This is a genomic window from Klebsiella sp. WP8-S18-ESBL-06 (assembly GCF_014169755.1).
GTDB classification, from domain to species: domain Bacteria; phylum Pseudomonadota; class Gammaproteobacteria; order Enterobacterales; family Enterobacteriaceae; genus Kluyvera; species Kluyvera ascorbata_B.
In genome coordinates this window covers 3502799-3519130 of sequence record NZ_AP022256.1, presented here as the reverse complement: position 1 = coordinate 3519130, position 16332 = coordinate 3502799, and the positions used below count along the sequence as shown (strand labels likewise).

Here is a 16332-nt window from a genome sequence, read left to right as displayed (position 1 = left end):
GGCGAAGATTGCCGGCCAACTTAGGGGAGAGAATATGGAGCTGTACAAAAAATATCCTGCACACGTCGTGTTAATGCGCCGTACTTTCGCCGTGGTGGCGGGGATTCTGGCGCTGCCGGTGATGCTGTTCTGGAAAGACCGCGCCCGTTTTTACAGCTATCTGCACCGCGTCTGGTCGAAAACCAGTGAGAAACCGGTATGGATGGAACAGGCTGAAGGGGCCGCCTGCGACTTTTATTAATCGTGTCGCAGCGAAAAAAAACGCGCAAGCCGCTCCTGCAAAGGGGCGGCTTTTTGCATTTACAGTGATGCAGGCCTGATAAGTGCAGCGCCATCAGGCAGGTGTGGTATCAACGTCGAAAGGTGTTGTGAAATAATTGGTGTAATATGAATGTATTAGTTAAATATATTCAGGATTTTTATGCCTACGCATCTGGTCTGGTTCCGCGCTGATTTGCGCCTGCATGACAACCTCGCCCTTGCCGCTGCCTGCCGCGATCCGCACGCGCAGGTGCTGGCATTGTATATTGCCACCCCGCAACAGTGGGCGGCGCACGCCATGGCCCCCCGCCAGGCCGCCTATCTTGCCGCGCAGCTGAACGCGCTTCGTCAGGCGCTGGCAGAGAAAAATATCCCGCTGATTTTCCACGAGGTGGCTGATTTTGCCGCCAGCATTGAGGTGGTGCGCAGCGTCTGCAAACGGCATGCGGTCACGCACCTTTTCTACAACTATCAGTATGAGTTCAACGAGCGTCAGCGCGATCGCCAGGTGGAACACTCGCTGGTGGATACCGTCTGTCAGGGGTTTGATGACAGCGTGATCCTGCCACCGGGGGCGGTGGTGGCCGGCAATCACGAGATGTATAAAGTGTTTACGCCGTATAAAAACGCCTGGCTACGACGACTGCGTGAGCACCTACCGGAGTGCGTTCGTGCGCCAGCGCCAAGAAATGCGCCTGCGGTAACGGCAGGGCCGGCGATAACATTGACCTATCCGCAGCAGCCGTTTGATCCGGCGCTGTTTCCTGCCGATGAAAACACGGCGATTCAACGGCTGCGTCAGTTCTGCCAGCAGGGCGCATCTGAGTATGAATCTCAGCGTGATTTCCCGGCGATTGAGGGGACCAGCCGTTTATCCGCGTGCCTGACCGTTGGCGTACTGTCACCGCGTCAGTGTCTGCATCGCCTGCTGGCCGAGCAGCCAGCGGCACTGGACGGCGGTGCGGGCAGCGTGTGGCTAAACGAACTGATCTGGCGTGAGTTTTATCGCCATCTGATGACTTATTATCCGCGGCTCTGTCAGCACCAACCGTTTATCAAGTGGACAGATAATGTCCGCTGGCACGACGCCCCGGCGGCGCTGACGGCCTGGCAGCGCGGGCAAACCGGCTATCCGATCGTCGACGCCGCGATGCGCCAGCTCAATGCTACTGGTTGGATGCATAACCGCCTGAGAATGATCGTCGCCAGCTTCCTGGTGAAAGACCTGCTGATCGACTGGCGGGAAGGGGAGCGCTACTTTATGTCGCAACTGGTGGATGGCTGCCTGGCGGCTAACAACGGCGGCTGGCAGTGGGCGGCCTCAACCGGTACCGATGCAGCGCCCTATTTTCGTATCTTTAACCCGACAACCCAGGGCGAACGTTTTGATAAAAGCGGGGCGTTTATCCGTCAGTGGCTGCCGGAACTGGCGGCGGTGCCGGACAGCGCGATTCATCAGCCGTGGACGTGGGCTGAGAAGCAGGAAAGGGGATTGGATTATCCTCGGCCCATCGTTAATCACAGTGAAGCGAGGGTTGCCACGCTTGCCGCCTATGAAGCTGCGAAGAAAAATGAGGCCTGATATTCAGGCCTCATAGACAGGGTTACGCGTCAACCGCCAGGCGGCGTTGGCGAACTTTCACCGAGTGGTACAGCCAGATAACCATGACGACGCCGACGCAGGCCAGCGCGCCCCAGGTAATCTGGCTAAAGACGTCAATATAGGCATTGATGGAGTAGTCTGCCGCACCGGCGGAATCAAACGAGGCCTGCGAGGTCTGGTCGGCAATAATGCCCGCCACATAGTTGGCCACCGCGCCGGAGAGCAGCATGTAGATGCCGGTCAGTACACCGGTGACGCCCGGGATCTGAATACGGGTAATCTGCGACATGGCCACCGGGTCGATAAACAGCTCCGCAAAGCCCATCACCGACAGCCCCAGCAGCATCAGCGGCATGGAGGAGTGCCCGTAGCTGGCAGACCAGCGGGCGCTGAGGGTCAGAATACAGAACCCGGCGCTCATCAGCCCCAGGCCCAGCGCATACTTGCCCCAGATCCGTAGATCGCGGTTGCGGGTCACCTGCTCTTTAATCAGCCACGCCAGTACCACGCCGCAAAGCATGACCGCAAAGGCATTCACCGACTGGAACATGGCGGTCGGCACTTCGTAGCCCAGCACGTTACGGTTAACGAAACGGTCAATATACAGGCTGATTGAGCTGCCGCCCTGCTGGGCAAAGGCCCAGAACAACAGGCTGAAGAAGGTCAGCACCACAATCAGGCGCAGGTCTTTACGCTGTTCAGCCGTTTCGGCGCGACGGTAAATTTTCGCCAGTACCGCCAGGCCGATAATCGAAGCCGCGATCAGCGCATAGACCGACCATTCCTGCCAGAACAATACCGTAATAAACAGCGGTGCAACGACCAGCAGTACCAGCAGCCAGCCCCAGTTGGGCAGCAGGAAGCTGCGCGCGCACAGTACTTCTTTGTTGACCCCGCGGGTGTGAGCGAAGTGGCGACGGCCGCTGATAAAAATGACCAGCCCGGCCAGCATGCCGACGGCAGCCAGCGTAAAGCCCATCGCCCAGCTATACTGCTCTTGCGCGAAGCCACAGGCGATAGGCGCCACGATTGACCCGACATTACCCGCCGCGTACATCAGCGAGAAACCGCCGTCACGGCGCGGATCGGTGGGTTCATACAGCTCGCCTAACAGGCAGCTGACGTTGGATTTAAACAGCCCGTAGCCGCAGACAATAATGGCCAGCGACAGATACAAGAACATGGGGGCCACTTCGCTGGCACCCAGTACCATATGCCCGATGACCATCAGCAGCGCGCCGAGCATCACCGCCATGCGGTTACCCAGCACTTTATCGGCCAGATAGCCGCCGAGAATCGGCGTGACGTAGACCAGTGAACAATAGGCGCTGAACAGCTCGTAGGCGTGAGTATCGTTGTACTTCAACTGGTTGGTGAGATACAGAATCAGCAGCGCGCGCATGCCGTAGAAGCTGAAGTATTCCCAGATTTGCAGGGCGACAACGTAGTAAATTGCCTTCGGCTGCGATTGTGATTTATTCATTGCACATTTAACCTCGAAACCCGGCAACGGCCTGCTGCGTAAGGCTTTGTTTCATTTATGTAATAATACGTATAAAAGCGTATTATCTTTGTAATATGCGGTATGGTTGCATAAATATACATGAAGTTGCTCACATTGAAACAGGCAAATCGTGTTATTCAGGCATTTATTGTGCGTAGTTAAGCGGCGTTCCGGCGGATGTCAGGCATTGTGTATCGACGTAGCGGCAAAGTGACGCTATTTTATTCTGCTTAACAGCATTGATGGCTAAGTGAGCGAAAATGAAAAATACCGAGCTAGAACAACTGATTAATGAAAAACTTGGCAGCGGTGCCTTTAGCGATTATGCACCTAATGGCCTGCAGGTCGAGGGGCGTGAAACGGTACAGAAAATTGTGACCGGCGTGACCGCCAGTCAGGCATTGATTGATGAAGCCGTACGCCAGCAGGCGGATGCGGTTATCGTCCATCACGGTTATTTCTGGAAGGGCGAGTCGCCGGTGATTCGCGGCATGAAACGCAACCGCCTGAAGGCGCTGCTGGCAAACGACATCAACCTCTATGGCTGGCATCTGCCATTGGACGCACATCCAGAGCTGGGGAATAACGCCCAGCTGGCGCACCTGCTCGGTATTAACGTGATGGGTGAAATTGAACCCCTGGTGCCGTGGGGGGAACTGTCGATGCCGGTTTCAGGGCTTGAGCTGGCGTCGTGGATAGAAGTGCGTCTGGGGCGTAAACCGCTGTGGAGCGGCGATACCGGGCCGGAAAAAGTCTCCCGCGTGGCCTGGTGTACGGGCGGCGGACAGGGGTTTATCGATAGCGCAGCGCGTTTCGGCGTGGATGCCTTCATTACCGGTGAAGTGTCAGAACAAACCATTCATTCTGCTCGCGAGCAGGGGCTGCATTTTTATGCTGCGGGCCACCATGCGACCGAACGCGGCGGCATTCGTGCGTTGAGCGAATGGCTCAATGAAACCACCGATCTGGATGTCACCTTTGTTGATATCCCTAATCCGGCCTGATTAACGGGGGGCATAAAGTGCAGCGAGCGCGTTGTTATCTGTTAGGGGAAACCGCCGTCGTGCTGGAGCTGGAACCGCCGGTCACGCTGGCGGCGCAAAAGCGCGTATGGCGATTGGCCCAGCGTCTGGCGGCGATTCCGGACGTGGTGGATGCGATTCCCGGAATGAATAATATTACCGTGACTCTGCGCCATCCGCAGACCCAGGCGCTGGACGCCATTGAGCGCCTTCAGCGCTGGTGGGAAGAGAGTGAGGCGCTGGAGCCTGATTCGCGGCAAATCGATATCCCGGTGGTCTACGGCGGAGAAAGTGGCCCTGACCTACCCGAGGTGGCCCGCCTGAGCGGCCTGACGCCAAAGCAAGCCGTAGAACTTCATGCGTCGGTGGACTACGTCGTGTGGTTTCTCGGCTTCCAGCCCGGTTTTCCTTACCTTGGTGGCCTGCCGGAGCGCCTGCATATGCCGCGTCGCGCGGAGCCCAGGCTGAAGGTGCCCGCCGGTTCGCTCGGCATTGGCGGCGCGCAAACCGGTATTTATCCGCTGTCGACGCCCGGTGGCTGGCAGCTGATTGGTCGCACGCCTCTGGCGCTGTTTTCGCCGAACCGTGAGGATCCTATTCTGCTGCGCCCCGGGGATACGGTGCGCTTTGTGCCGCAAAAGGAGGGAATATGCTAAAGGTGATACGTGCGGGCATGTATACCTCAGTGCAGGACGCCGGGCGTGATGGGTTGCGACAGTCCGGCGTGAGCCGCTGCGGCGCGATGGATAAGCCGGCGCTGATAACGGCCAATTTGCTGGTGGGCAACGATGCTAACGCTGCGGCGCTGGAGATTACGCTGGGGGCGGCAACCTTTCAGTTTGCCCGCGACGGTTGGTTTGCGTTAACCGGCGCGGGCTGCGAAGCCACCCTGGACGGTGCGGCGGTATGGAGCGGCTGGCGACACTGGGCAACGGCAGGGCAGACGCTGATGCTCGGGCGCCCTCAGCACGGCATCCGTAGCTACCTGGCGCTGGCGGGCGGTATTGATGTGCCGATGGTGCTGGGCTCACGCAGTACCGATCTGAATGCTGGCGTCGGCGGTCTTGAGGGGCGATGCCTGCGCGATGGTGACGTGCTGCCGCTGGCAACGCCGCAGCGTACTTTCCGCGCGCCACGCGGCGTAAAGCCGCTTCTCGCCAGCAATCGCATCCGTGCGCTGCCGGGGCCGGAGTATCATGAGTTCGATGACGTTTCGCAGGAGGCGTTCTGGCGCTCACCCTGGCAGCTCAGCCCGCAAAGCAACCGCATGGGCTATCGGCTTAAAGGGCAACCGCTGACGCGCGCTCATGCGCGCGAGCTGCTGTCGCACGGGCTGGTGCCAGGCGTCGTGCAGGTGCCGCATAACGGCCAGCCGATCGTGCTGATGAATGATGCGCAGACCACCGGCGGCTATCCGCGTATCGCCTGTATTATTGAGGCCGATATGTTCCAGCTAGCGCAAATTCCGCTGGGGCAGCCGATACATTTTGTCCGCTGCTCGCTGGAAGAGGCGCTGAAGGCTCGCGATGACCAGCAGCGTTATCTGGCGCAGCTTAGCTGGCGGCTGAATGAGGAAGCATGACGGCGGAGACGCGTCTCCCGTAATGAAACCGGCGCGAGGGGAATATGCGCCGGTTTATTATTTATTTCTTGAATGTAATCTTTGAGAATAATATTTGAATATTATTTATTTATTCTGATTTCATCATGCGATAAAGACCTTTTGTAGCGTTGTTCTTAAGGTTGTGCTTATATCCACACTGTCTGAACAGTAATCCAGGGATGGAATGTGATGTTTAATATTGTCACGCCGCTGGCGGTTTTTTTTGCCTGCGAAATAGCCGAGCGGCAGTTTAATTTATTTCCCAGTAAGTCGATCTATCATACGGTTTATGGGCTGGTTTTAGTATGGCTGCTGTTGGCTATTATTCTTCATTTTATGACCACGCGCAGGTCGGAACAAACGACGCCGTTTGCCATCGCCAAGCTCTATAATACTCGCCCGGTCTACCCGCTACGTACCGACAACGAACGTCTTGCCGCCTGCGCTGAGGCGCTGTTTCTGATTAGCGAAACGGCGAACCCTCACCCATCTATTAGCTATATAAATTCACTGGAGCAGCTGGATTTAAATAATGTTGAAGATATTAAAGACGCGCGGCTATTAATGAGTTCGGCCTGGAATATTGATGGCGATCGGGCATTACGCAAAATGCTGAATAAACTCATCACCCGCGCCACCTCAGGTGCAAATATACCGATGGCGACGATCGCAGGTAAGGAGCGATATATCGCCTTTTTGCAACATCAGGGGCTGCCGTTCCAGGACATCGATGCGTGCCCGATTACCGGTTTCGATTTGGTTCGGGCTTCGTGTCTGGTCAGGATTGGCTTTTCCGTTGGCTATATTGATGAACAGGAAGCGCGATCGTTTCTGAATATCGTTGGTGAACTTATTGCGCGGCAATTCACGTCGTGGGAGCAGCTGACTGCCTCATATCTGGTCATGTATCTGGAGTGGAACGGCGGAGTGAAAGGGCCGCTCGGCGTTCTGCTTTCCTGGTTTGGCCCCCGCAACCGGATTTTGGGGGCCCGGCTGCTGCTGGAGGATGACGCGTCGCCATTTCGCCGCGCATCTTTTCAGCCTTACGCCTCCTGAACGGCCGAAATTGCCGCTTGCGCCAATAAGACAGGGCGCTCAGGATAATAGGCGTGATGGTTTAGCAGAAGGAGAGAGGCATGCCTGAGGGCCCAGAGATCCGCCGTGCGGCGGATAGCCTTGAAGCGGCAATCAAAGATCAACCTTTGACCGAGGTGTGGTTTGCATTCCCTGAACTTGCGCCCTACGCGCCGGGCCTGGTGGGGCAGCGCGTAACGCGTGTAGAAACCCGCGGCAAGGCGCTGCTGACGCACTTTTCCAGCGGGCTGACGCTCTATAGCCATAATCAGCTCTATGGCGTGTGGCGCGTGGTTAACGCCGGTGAAATCCCACAAACGACCCGCGTGCTGCGCGTGAAGCTGCAAACGGCAGACAAAGCCATTCTGCTTTACAGTGCCTCAGATATCGAAATGCTGACGGCTGAGACGCTGAAAACGCACCCGTTTTTACTGCGCGTTGGCCCCGATGTGCTCGACATGAGCCTGACGCCACAGGCGGTTAAAGCACGCCTGTTGTCGGCAAAATTCCGTCATCGCCAGCTCTCCGGGCTGCTGCTTGATCAGGCGTTTCTTGCCGGGTTGGGTAACTATCTGCGGGTTGAGGTGCTGTGGCAGGTTGGCTTAACCGGCAATCACAAGGCCTCACAGCTTGATGAACAGCAGCTTGAGGCGCTGTCGCATGCGCTGCTCGATATTCCTCGCCTTTCCTACAACACGCGCGGCCTGGTGGATGATAATAAACACCACGGCGCGCTGTTTCGCTTTAAAGTGTTTCACCGCGACGGCGAGACCTGTGAGCGCTGCGGTGAGGTGATTGAGAAGACGATGCTGTCATCAAGACCGTTTTACTGGTGTCCTGGCTGCCAACACTAGGCGAGCTGGCGTGTGTTGTGTCGGTCGCCGTCATCCGCCAATCAGCCACGCGTTGCCTGATGGCGCTTCGCTTATCAGGCCGACAGGATAGCCATAAAAAAAGCGCCCGCAGGCGCTTTTTTACGTTCAAACGCTCAATTATTTCTTGAGGTCTGATTTGAAGTCGCGCTGTTCGTAGCCGGTGTACAGCTGACGCGGACGCGCAATCTTCATGCCGTCGGTGTGCATTTCGTTCCAGTGGGCAATCCAGCCAATGGTGCGCGCCATCGCGAAGATAACGGTGAACATCGAAGACGGAATACCCATCGCTTTCAGGATGATGCCGGAGTAGAAATCGACGTTCGGGTACAGTTTCTTCTCGATGAAGTACGGATCGTTGAGCGCAATATGCTCCAGCTCCATGGCCACTTCCAGCAGATCGTCTTTGGTGCCCAGTTCTTTCAGTACTTCATGGCAGGTTTCACGCATCACGGTGGCACGCGGGTCGTAGTTTTTGTACACGCGGTGGCCAAAGCCCATCAGGCGGAAAGAGTCGTTCTTGTCTTTCGCGCGACGGACGAATTCCGGAATGTGCTCAACGGAGCTGATCTCTTCCAGCATCTTGAGCGCTGCTTCGTTGGCGCCGCCGTGCGCAGGCCCCCACAGAGACGCGATACCCGCAGCGATACAGGCGAACGGGTTCGCGCCGGATGAGCCTGCCGTACGGACGGTGGAGGTAGACGCGTTCTGTTCGTGGTCAGCGTGCAGGATCAGAATGCGGTCCATGGCGCGTTCCAGCACTGGGTTCACTTCGTAGTCTTCGCAAGGCGTCGCGAACATCATACGCAGGAAGTTACCGGCATAGGAGAGATCGTTGCGCGGATACACGAACGGCTGACCGATAGAATATTTGTAACACATCGCCGCCATGGTCGGCATTTTCGACAGCAGGCGGAAGGCTGCAATTTCACGATGACGCGGGTTATTGACGTCCAGAGAGTCGTGATAAAACGCAGCCAGTGCACCGGTGATCCCGCACATCACCGCCATCGGGTGAGAGTCGCGACGGAAGGCGTGGAACAGACGGGTAATCTGCTCGTGGATCATGGTGTGGCGAGTGACGGTGGTGGTGAACTCGTTGAATTCGGCCTGGTTCGGTTTTTCGCCGTACAGGAGGATGTAGCATACTTCGAGGTAGTTAGATTCGGTGGCTAACTGATCGATAGGGAAGCCGCGGTGCAGCAGGATGCCCTCGTCGCCATCAATAAAAGTAATCTTAGACTCGCAAGATGCGGTAGAGGTAAAACCAGGGTCAAAAGTAAAAATGCCTTTTGAACCGAGAGTACGGATATCAATAACATCCTGACCGAGCGTGCCTTTCAGCACATCAAGTTCAATAGCAGTATCACCCGATAGAGTGATTTTTGCCTTTGTATCAGCCATTTACGGTCTCCTTAGCGCCTTTTTGCTTAAGACTGCCGGATGCCGGATTTGCAATTCAAAAAATAGTTCGACGGTGCCAGTTTGTTATTTGGCTCACGGCTCTGCTGTAGAGATGCAACAAGGGTACAGAGCAAGGGCGCTTGACGGTGCACGTCTAATCTACAGTGAAACAACAGCAAATCAGGGTCTTAGCAATCCAATGATTCAAACCTGAACAAACACTAATAACTTTACTGATAGGTTGGGTCAACCCCATCACACTGTTACATAACTTATTATCAGGTGAAAGAGTGACCCCATAACTTTTGAGCATTATATGCTTTTACAGGTGATGGTTGTAACAATAATGTTTAATATTTGTCAAATCACGTGATTAATTTTTAAAAAATTGTTTTAATCGTGAGCGTGATCACTGTTCTGCATAAAACCAGACAAACTATATGTAGGTTAATTGTAATGATTTTGTGAACGGCCTATACTGCCGCCAGGTCTCCGGAACACCCTGCAATCCCGAGCCACCCAGCGTTTTAACGTGTCGATTTAGCATCTGTGAGCAGATTTAACCATGACGCGAAGTTATAGAAAGGACGCTGCTTGACCCGCCTGCAGACCGGAGGAAGGAAATAATAAGAACAGCATGTGGGCGTTATTCATGATAAGAAATGTGAAAAAACAAAGACCTGTCAATCTGGATTTGACAACGATCCGGTTCCCTATAACAGCGATAGCGTCCATTCTTCATCGCGTTTCCGGCGTGATTACGTTTGTGGCGGTGGGCATTCTGCTTTGGCTGCTGGGCACCAGTCTCTCTTCCCCGGAAGGCTTCCTGACCGCTTCCTCTATCATGAGCAGTTTCTTCGTTAAATTCATTATGTGGGGCATCCTCACTGCGCTGGCCTACCACGCGGTTGTGGGTATTCGTCACGTGTTAATGGATTTCGGTTATATCGAAGAAACCCTCGAGGCCGGTAAGCGCTCTGCCAAAATTTCTTTCGTTATTACTGTCGTGCTTTCAATTCTTGCAGGAGTCCTCGTATGGTAAGCAACGCCTCAGCATTAGGACGCAACGGCGTACATGACTTCATCCTCGTTCGCGCCACCGCTATTGTCCTGACTCTGTACATCATCTACATGGTGGGCTTTTTTGCGATTCACGGTGAAGTCACCTGGGAAATCTGGAGCGGTTTCTTTGCCTCTGCGTTCACTAAAGTGTTCACCCTGCTGGCTCTGTTCTCCATCTTGATTCATGCCTGGATCGGCATGTGGCAGGTGTTAACCGACTACGTTAAACCGCTGGCGCTGCGCCTGACGCTGCAACTGGTGATTGTTGTTGCGCTGCTGGTTTACGTTATCTATGGATTTGTTGTGGTGTGGGGTGTGTGATGAAACTGCCAGTCAGAGAATTTGATGCTGTAGTGATTGGTGCCGGTGGCGCAGGTATGCGCGCGGCGCTGCAAATTTCCCAAAGCGGCCAGACCTGTGCGCTGTTGTCTAAAGTGTTCCCGACCCGTTCCCATACCGTATCAGCGCAGGGTGGCATCACCGTGGCGCTCGGTAATACCCATGAAGATAACTGGGAATGGCATATGTACGACACCGTAAAAGGGTCGGACTATATCGGTGACCAGGACGCCATTGAATACATGTGTAAAACCGGTCCGGAAGCGATTCTGGAGCTGGACCATATGGGGCTGCCGTTCTCCCGTCTGGAGAATGGGACCATCTATCAACGTCCGTTTGGCGGCCAGTCGAAAAACTTCGGCGGCGAGCAGGCGGCACGTACCGCCGCAGCGGCTGACCGTACCGGTCACGCGCTGTTGCATACTCTTTATCAACAGAATTTGAAAAACCACACCACGATTTTCTCCGAGTGGTATGCGCTGGATCTGGTGAAAAATGCCGATGGCGCGATTGTGGGTTGTACTGCCCTGTGTATCGAAACCGGCGAAGTGGTTTACTTCAAAGCCCGTGCCACCGTGCTGGCGACCGGCGGTGCAGGGCGTATTTATCAGTCCACCACTAACGCCCACATCAATACCGGTGACGGCGTGGGTATGGCTATCCGTGCCGGTGTGCCGGTGCAGGATATGGAGATGTGGCAGTTCCACCCGACCGGTATTGCTGGCGCGGGCGTTCTGGTCACAGAAGGCTGCCGTGGTGAAGGTGGTTATCTGCTGAACAAACACGGCGAGCGCTTCATGGAGCGTTATGCGCCGAATGCGAAAGACCTGGCGGGTCGTGACGTGGTGGCGCGTTCCATCATGATCGAAATCCGTGAAGGTCGTGGCTGTGACGGCCCATGGGGTCCACACGCCAAGCTGAAGCTGGATCATCTGGGTAAAGAAGTGCTGGAATCCCGTCTGCCGGGCATTCTGGAACTGTCTCGTACCTTCGCACACGTTGACCCGGTTAAAGAACCAATCCCGGTTATCCCAACCTGCCACTACATGATGGGCGGTATTCCGACCAAAGTAAGCGGTCAGGCGCTGACCGTGAACGAGCAGGGCGAAGATGTGGTGATTCCTGGTCTGTTCGCGGTAGGTGAAATTGCCTGCGTATCCGTTCACGGCGCCAACCGCCTGGGCGGTAACTCGCTGCTGGATCTGGTGGTATTTGGTCGTGCAGTTGGCCTGCATCTGCAGGAATCCATTGCCGAGCAGGGCGTACTGCGTGATGCAACCGAAGAAGAGATCGACGCTTCTCTGGAACGCCTGAACCGCTGGAACGGTAATCGTAACGGTGAAGACCCGGTTGAAATCCGCAAAGCGCTGCAGGAATGTATGCAACACAACTTCTCGGTGTTCCGTGAAGGTGATGCGATGGCAAAAGGTCTGGAGCAGCTGAAGGCTATCCGCGAGCGCCTGAAAAATGCCCGTCTGGATGATACCTCCAGCGAGTTCAATACCCAGCGCGTTGAGTGCCTGGAGTTGGATAACCTGATGGAAACGGCTTTCGCCACCGCGATGTCCGCCAACTTCCGTACCGAGAGCCGTGGCGCGCATAGCCGCTTTGACTTCCCGGAGCGTGATGATGAAAACTGGCTGTGCCATTCCCTGTATCTGCCAGAGTCGGAGTCTATGACGCGTCGTAGCGTCAATATGGAGCCGAAACTGCGTCCGGCATTCCCGCCGAAGATTCGTACTTATTAATGCGGAGACAGGAAAATGAAACTCGAGTTTTCAGTTTATCGTTATAACCCGGACGTAGACGATGCTCCGCGCATGCAGGATTACACCCTGGAAGCGGAAGAAGGTCGCGACATGATGCTGCTGGATGCGTTAATCCAGCTGAAAGAAAAAGATCCGAGCCTGTCGTTCCGCCGCTCCTGCCGTGAAGGGGTTTGTGGTTCGGACGGTCTGAACATGAACGGGAAAAACGGTCTGGCATGCATTACGCCGATCTCCGCGCTGAATCAGCCGGGCAAGAAAATTGTTATCCGTCCGCTGCCTGGATTGCCGGTGATCCGCGATTTGGTGGTAGACATGGGGCAATTCTACGCACAGTATGAGAAGATTAAGCCTTACTTGTTGAATAATGGGCAAAATCCTCCGGCTCGTGAGCATCTGCAGATGCCGGAGCAGCGTGAGAAACTCGATGGTCTGTACGAGTGTATTCTCTGCGCATGCTGTTCGACCTCTTGCCCGTCGTTCTGGTGGAACCCGGACAAGTTTATCGGCCCGGCAGGCCTGCTGGCTGCGTATCGCTTCTTAATTGATAGCCGTGATACCGAAACCGACAGCCGCCTGGAAGGGTTAAGTGACGCTTTCAGCGTATTCCGCTGCCATAGCATCATGAACTGCGTCAGTGTATGTCCGAAAGGTCTGAACCCGACGCGCGCCATCGGCCACATTAAGTCGATGCTGCTGCAACGTAGTGCGTAAGTAGTCATTGTTGCCGGATGGCGACGTACCGTTTTATCCGGCCTACATCCCCCGTAGGCCTGATAAGCGAAGCGCCATCAGGCAACAAACATGCAGGAAACCTTTAAAAACTGCCAAATCTACTTTCTCTGAGCAGAAAGGGTGAGAGTCCAAAAAACTCTAAAGACAGTTTCTAAAGGTTCCTTCGCGGGCCAGTGCAAATACAAGAGCTCGCAAGTGAACCCTGGGACGTGTGCTTTACCGGCGTACGTCGTAGTTATCCACGGCGAAATAAGCATAAAATGCTTAAGGGATCACGATGCAGAACGGCGCAATGAAAGCCTGGCTGGACTCTTCTTACCTCTCTGGTGCGAACCAGAGCTGGATAGAACAGCTCTATGAAGACTTCTTAACCGATCCTGACTCTGTCGACGCTCACTGGCGTTCAATGTTCCAGCAGTTACCTGGTACCGGAGTCAAACCGGATCAATTTCATTCCAAAACGCGTGATTATTTCCGTCGTCTGGCGAAGGATGCCTCACGTTACTCTTCTTCGATTTCCGACCCTGACACGAATGCGAAGCAGGTTAAAGTCCTGCAGCTTATCAACGCTTACCGCTTCCGTGGTCACCAGCATGCGAATCTCGATCCGCTGGGACTGTGGCAGCAGGAGCGAGTGGCTGATTTAGATCCCGCTTTCCACGATCTGACCGAGGCCGACTTCCAGGAGAGCTTTAACGTAGGTTCTTTTGCCATCGGCAAAGAGACGATGAAGCTCGGCGATCTGATTGATGCCCTCAAACAGACCTACTGCGGCCACATTGGCGCGGAATACATGCACATTACCAGCACCGAAGAAAAACGTTGGATTCAACAGCGTTTTGAAGCGGGGCATGCCACCTTTAGCGCAGAAGAGAAAAAGCGTTTCCTGAGCGAACTGACCGCGGCGGAAGGCCTGGAACGCTACCTGGGCGCGAAATTCCCGGGCGCAAAACGCTTCTCGCTGGAAGGCGGCGACGCGCTGGTACCGATGCTCAAAGAGATGATCCGCCATGCGGGCAAGAGCGGTACCCGTGAAGTAGTGCTGGGTATGGCGCACCGCGGTCGTCTGAACGTGCTGATCAACGTACTGGGCAAACAGTCCCAGGAGCTGTTTGACGAGTTCTCCGGCAAACATAAAGAACACCTCGGCACCGGTGACGTGAAGTACCACATGGGCTTCTCTTCCGACATCGAAACCGAAGGCGGTCTGGTACACCTGGCGCTGGCGTTTAACCCGTCGCACCTCGAAATCGTGAGCCCGGTCGTCATGGGTTCCGTTCGCGCGCGTCTGGACCGACTGGACGAGCCGAGCAGCAATAAAGTGCTGCCTATCACCATTCACGGTGATGCGGCAGTGACCGGGCAGGGCGTGGTTCAGGAAACCCTGAACATGTCCAAAGCGCGGGGTTACGAAGTGGGCGGTACCGTTCGCATCGTTATCAACAACCAGGTGGGCTTCACCACCTCTAACCCGCTGGACGCGCGTTCTACGCCGTACTGCACCGACATCGGTAAGATGGTTCAGGCGCCGATTTTCCACGTTAACGCGGACGATCCGGAAGCCGTGGCCTTCGTGACCCGTCTGGCGCTGGACTTCCGTAATACCTTCAAGCGCGACGTGTTCATCGACCTGGTGTGCTACCGCCGTCATGGCCACAACGAAGCCGACGAGCCAAGCGCAACCCAGCCGCTGATGTACCAGAAAATCAAAAAGCATCCGACCCCGCGCAAACTCTACGCTGACAAGCTGGAAGCGGACAAAGTCGCGACGCTGGAAGATGCCACTGAAATGGTTAACCTGTATCGCGACGCGCTGGACGCGGGCGAATGCGTGGTGAAAGAGTGGCGTCCAATGAACCTGCACTCCTTTACCTGGTCGCCGTACCTCAACCATGAATGGGACGAAAGTTACCCGAACAAGGTTGACATGAAGCGCCTGCAGGAGTTGGCTAACCGTATCAGCACCGTGCCGGAAGGCGTGGAAATGCAGTCGCGCGTAGCGAAAATCTACGGTGACCGTCAGGCCATGGCGGCAGGCGAGAAGCTGTTCGACTGGGGCGGCGCGGAAAATCTGGCGTACGCCACGCTGGTTGATGAAGGCATCCCGGTGCGTCTGTCTGGTGAAGATGCCGGTCGTGGTACCTTCTTCCATCGTCACGCGGTGATTCATAACCAGACCAACGGTTCGACCTACACCCCGCTGCAGCACGTGCACAACGGCCAGGGCGATTTCAAAGTGTGGGACTCCGTGCTGTCTGAAGAAGCGGTACTGGCATTTGAATACGGCTATGCGACGGCTGAGCCGCGCACGCTGACCATCTGGGAAGCGCAGTTTGGCGACTTCGCCAACGGTGCGCAGGTGGTGATTGACCAGTTTATCTCCTCCGGTGAGCAGAAGTGGGGCCGTATGTGTGGCCTGGCGATGCTGCTGCCGCACGGCTACGAAGGGCAGGGCCCGGAGCACTCCTCCGCGCGTCTGGAACGTTATCTGCAGCTTTGCGCACAGCAGAATATGCAGGTTTGCGTACCGTCTACCCCGGCTCAGGTTTATCACATGCTGCGTCGTCAGGCGCTGCGCGGGATGCGCCGTCCGCTGGTCGTCATGTCGCCGAAGTCGCTGCTGCGCCACCCGCTGGCGGTTTCCAGCCTGGATGAGCTGGCGAACGGTACCTTCATGCCGGCGATTGGCGAAATTGACGATCTGGACCCGAAAGCGGTGAAACGCGTGGTGCTGTGTTCTGGTAAGGTTTACTACGACCTGCTGGAACAGCGCCGTAAGAACGATCAGAAAGATGTCGCTATCGTGCGTGTTGAACAGCTGTACCCGTTCCCGCACCAGGCGGTACAAGAAGCACTGAAACCTTATGCACACGTGCATGATTTTGTCTGGTGCCAGGAAGAGCCGCTCAACCAGGGCGCCTGGTACTGCAGCCAGCATCATTTCCGTGATGTGATTCCATTTGGGGCCGCTCTGCGCTATGCAGGTCGCCCGGCCTCCGCCTCACCGGCGGTAGGGTATATGTCCGTTCACCAGAAGCAGCAACAAGATCTGGTCAATGACGCGCTGAACGTCGATTAATTAAGGAT

At 55.7% G+C, this 16332-nt stretch carries 14 protein-coding genes; 12 read left to right on the top strand and 2 right to left on the bottom strand.

Annotated elements, in window-relative coordinates; translation table 11 throughout:
* The first annotated feature begins 34 nt into the window (after positions 1–34).
* Positions 35–241, top strand: coding sequence for a YbfA family protein (locus H7R76_RS16840; RefSeq protein WP_182965888.1), 207 nt, complete (start codon positions 35–37; stop codon positions 239–241).
* Between the two features lie 180 nt (positions 242–421).
* A complete protein-coding gene (gene phrB / locus H7R76_RS16835; protein WP_182965886.1) occupies positions 422–1843 on the top strand; it encodes a deoxyribodipyrimidine photo-lyase in 1422 nt (473 codons plus the stop codon).
* Positions 1844–1865: 22 nt separating this feature from the next.
* On the opposite strand, the gene dtpD is transcribed toward phrB, so the two are convergent.
* Entirely contained in the window at positions 1866–3347 is a 1482-nt protein-coding gene (gene dtpD / locus H7R76_RS16830) for a dipeptide permease DtpD (RefSeq protein WP_106924651.1), read from the bottom strand.
* Between the two features lie 281 nt (positions 3348–3628).
* Between dtpD and H7R76_RS16825 the strand changes: the two genes are divergently transcribed.
* From H7R76_RS16825 to nei, 5 genes are all read left to right on the top strand, one after another.
* The gene (locus tag H7R76_RS16825; RefSeq protein WP_106924650.1) at positions 3629–4372 is read left to right on the top strand and encodes a type 2 GTP cyclohydrolase I; all 744 of its coding nucleotides are present in this window, start codon (positions 3629–3631) and stop codon (positions 4370–4372) included.
* A 17-nt stretch (positions 4373–4389) separates the two neighbouring features.
* Positions 4390–5046: a 5-oxoprolinase subunit PxpB gene (gene pxpB, locus H7R76_RS16820; protein WP_182929280.1), complete on the top strand. Its 657-nt coding sequence runs from the start codon at positions 4390–4392 to the stop codon at positions 5044–5046.
* Positions 5040–5972, top strand: a complete 933-nt coding sequence (gene pxpC / locus H7R76_RS16815; RefSeq protein WP_106924648.1) for a 5-oxoprolinase subunit PxpC — start codon at positions 5040–5042, stop codon at positions 5970–5972. Before pxpB ends, pxpC begins: the two co-directional genes overlap by 7 nt.
* 210 nt (positions 5973–6182) lie before the next feature.
* On the top strand, positions 6183–7049 hold the full coding sequence (locus H7R76_RS16810; protein WP_227673982.1) for a DUF1266 domain-containing protein: 867 nt from the start codon (positions 6183–6185) through the stop codon (positions 7047–7049).
* An 80-nt stretch (positions 7050–7129) separates the two neighbouring features.
* A complete protein-coding gene (nei, locus tag H7R76_RS16805) occupies positions 7130–7921 on the top strand; it encodes an endonuclease VIII (RefSeq protein WP_182965882.1) in 792 nt (263 codons plus the stop codon).
* Positions 7922–8059: 138 nt separating this feature from the next.
* On the opposite strand, the gene H7R76_RS16800 is transcribed toward nei, so the two are convergent.
* Entirely contained in the window at positions 8060–9343 is a 1284-nt protein-coding gene (locus H7R76_RS16800) for a citrate synthase (RefSeq protein ID WP_106924645.1), read from the bottom strand.
* A gap of 637 nt (positions 9344–9980) precedes the next feature.
* Here H7R76_RS16800 and sdhC point away from each other — a divergent pair.
* The 5 genes from sdhC to sucA all read left to right on the top strand — a co-directional run bounded on the left by sdhC (position 9981) and on the right by sucA (position 16324).
* Positions 9981–10385, top strand: coding sequence for a succinate dehydrogenase cytochrome b556 subunit (sdhC, locus tag H7R76_RS16795; protein WP_181357960.1), 405 nt, complete (start codon positions 9981–9983; stop codon positions 10383–10385).
* Positions 10379–10726, top strand: coding sequence for a succinate dehydrogenase membrane anchor subunit (gene sdhD, locus H7R76_RS16790; protein ID WP_035892719.1), 348 nt, complete (start codon positions 10379–10381; stop codon positions 10724–10726). The genes sdhC and sdhD overlap by 7 nt, the downstream gene beginning before the upstream one ends.
* Positions 10726–12492, top strand: coding sequence for a succinate dehydrogenase flavoprotein subunit (sdhA, locus tag H7R76_RS16785; protein WP_064548330.1), 1767 nt, complete (start codon positions 10726–10728; stop codon positions 12490–12492). The genes sdhD and sdhA overlap by 1 nt, the downstream gene beginning before the upstream one ends.
* Positions 12493–12507: 15 nt before the next feature.
* Entirely contained in the window at positions 12508–13224 is a 717-nt protein-coding gene (sdhB, locus tag H7R76_RS16780; RefSeq protein WP_064548333.1) for a succinate dehydrogenase iron-sulfur subunit SdhB, read from the top strand.
* 298 nt (positions 13225–13522) lie between these two features.
* Positions 13523–16324 (top strand): 2-oxoglutarate dehydrogenase E1 component, encoded by a 2802-nt coding sequence (gene sucA, locus H7R76_RS16775; RefSeq protein ID WP_182929275.1) that lies wholly within the window; start codon positions 13523–13525, stop codon positions 16322–16324.
* Positions 16325–16332 lie beyond the last annotated feature (8 nt).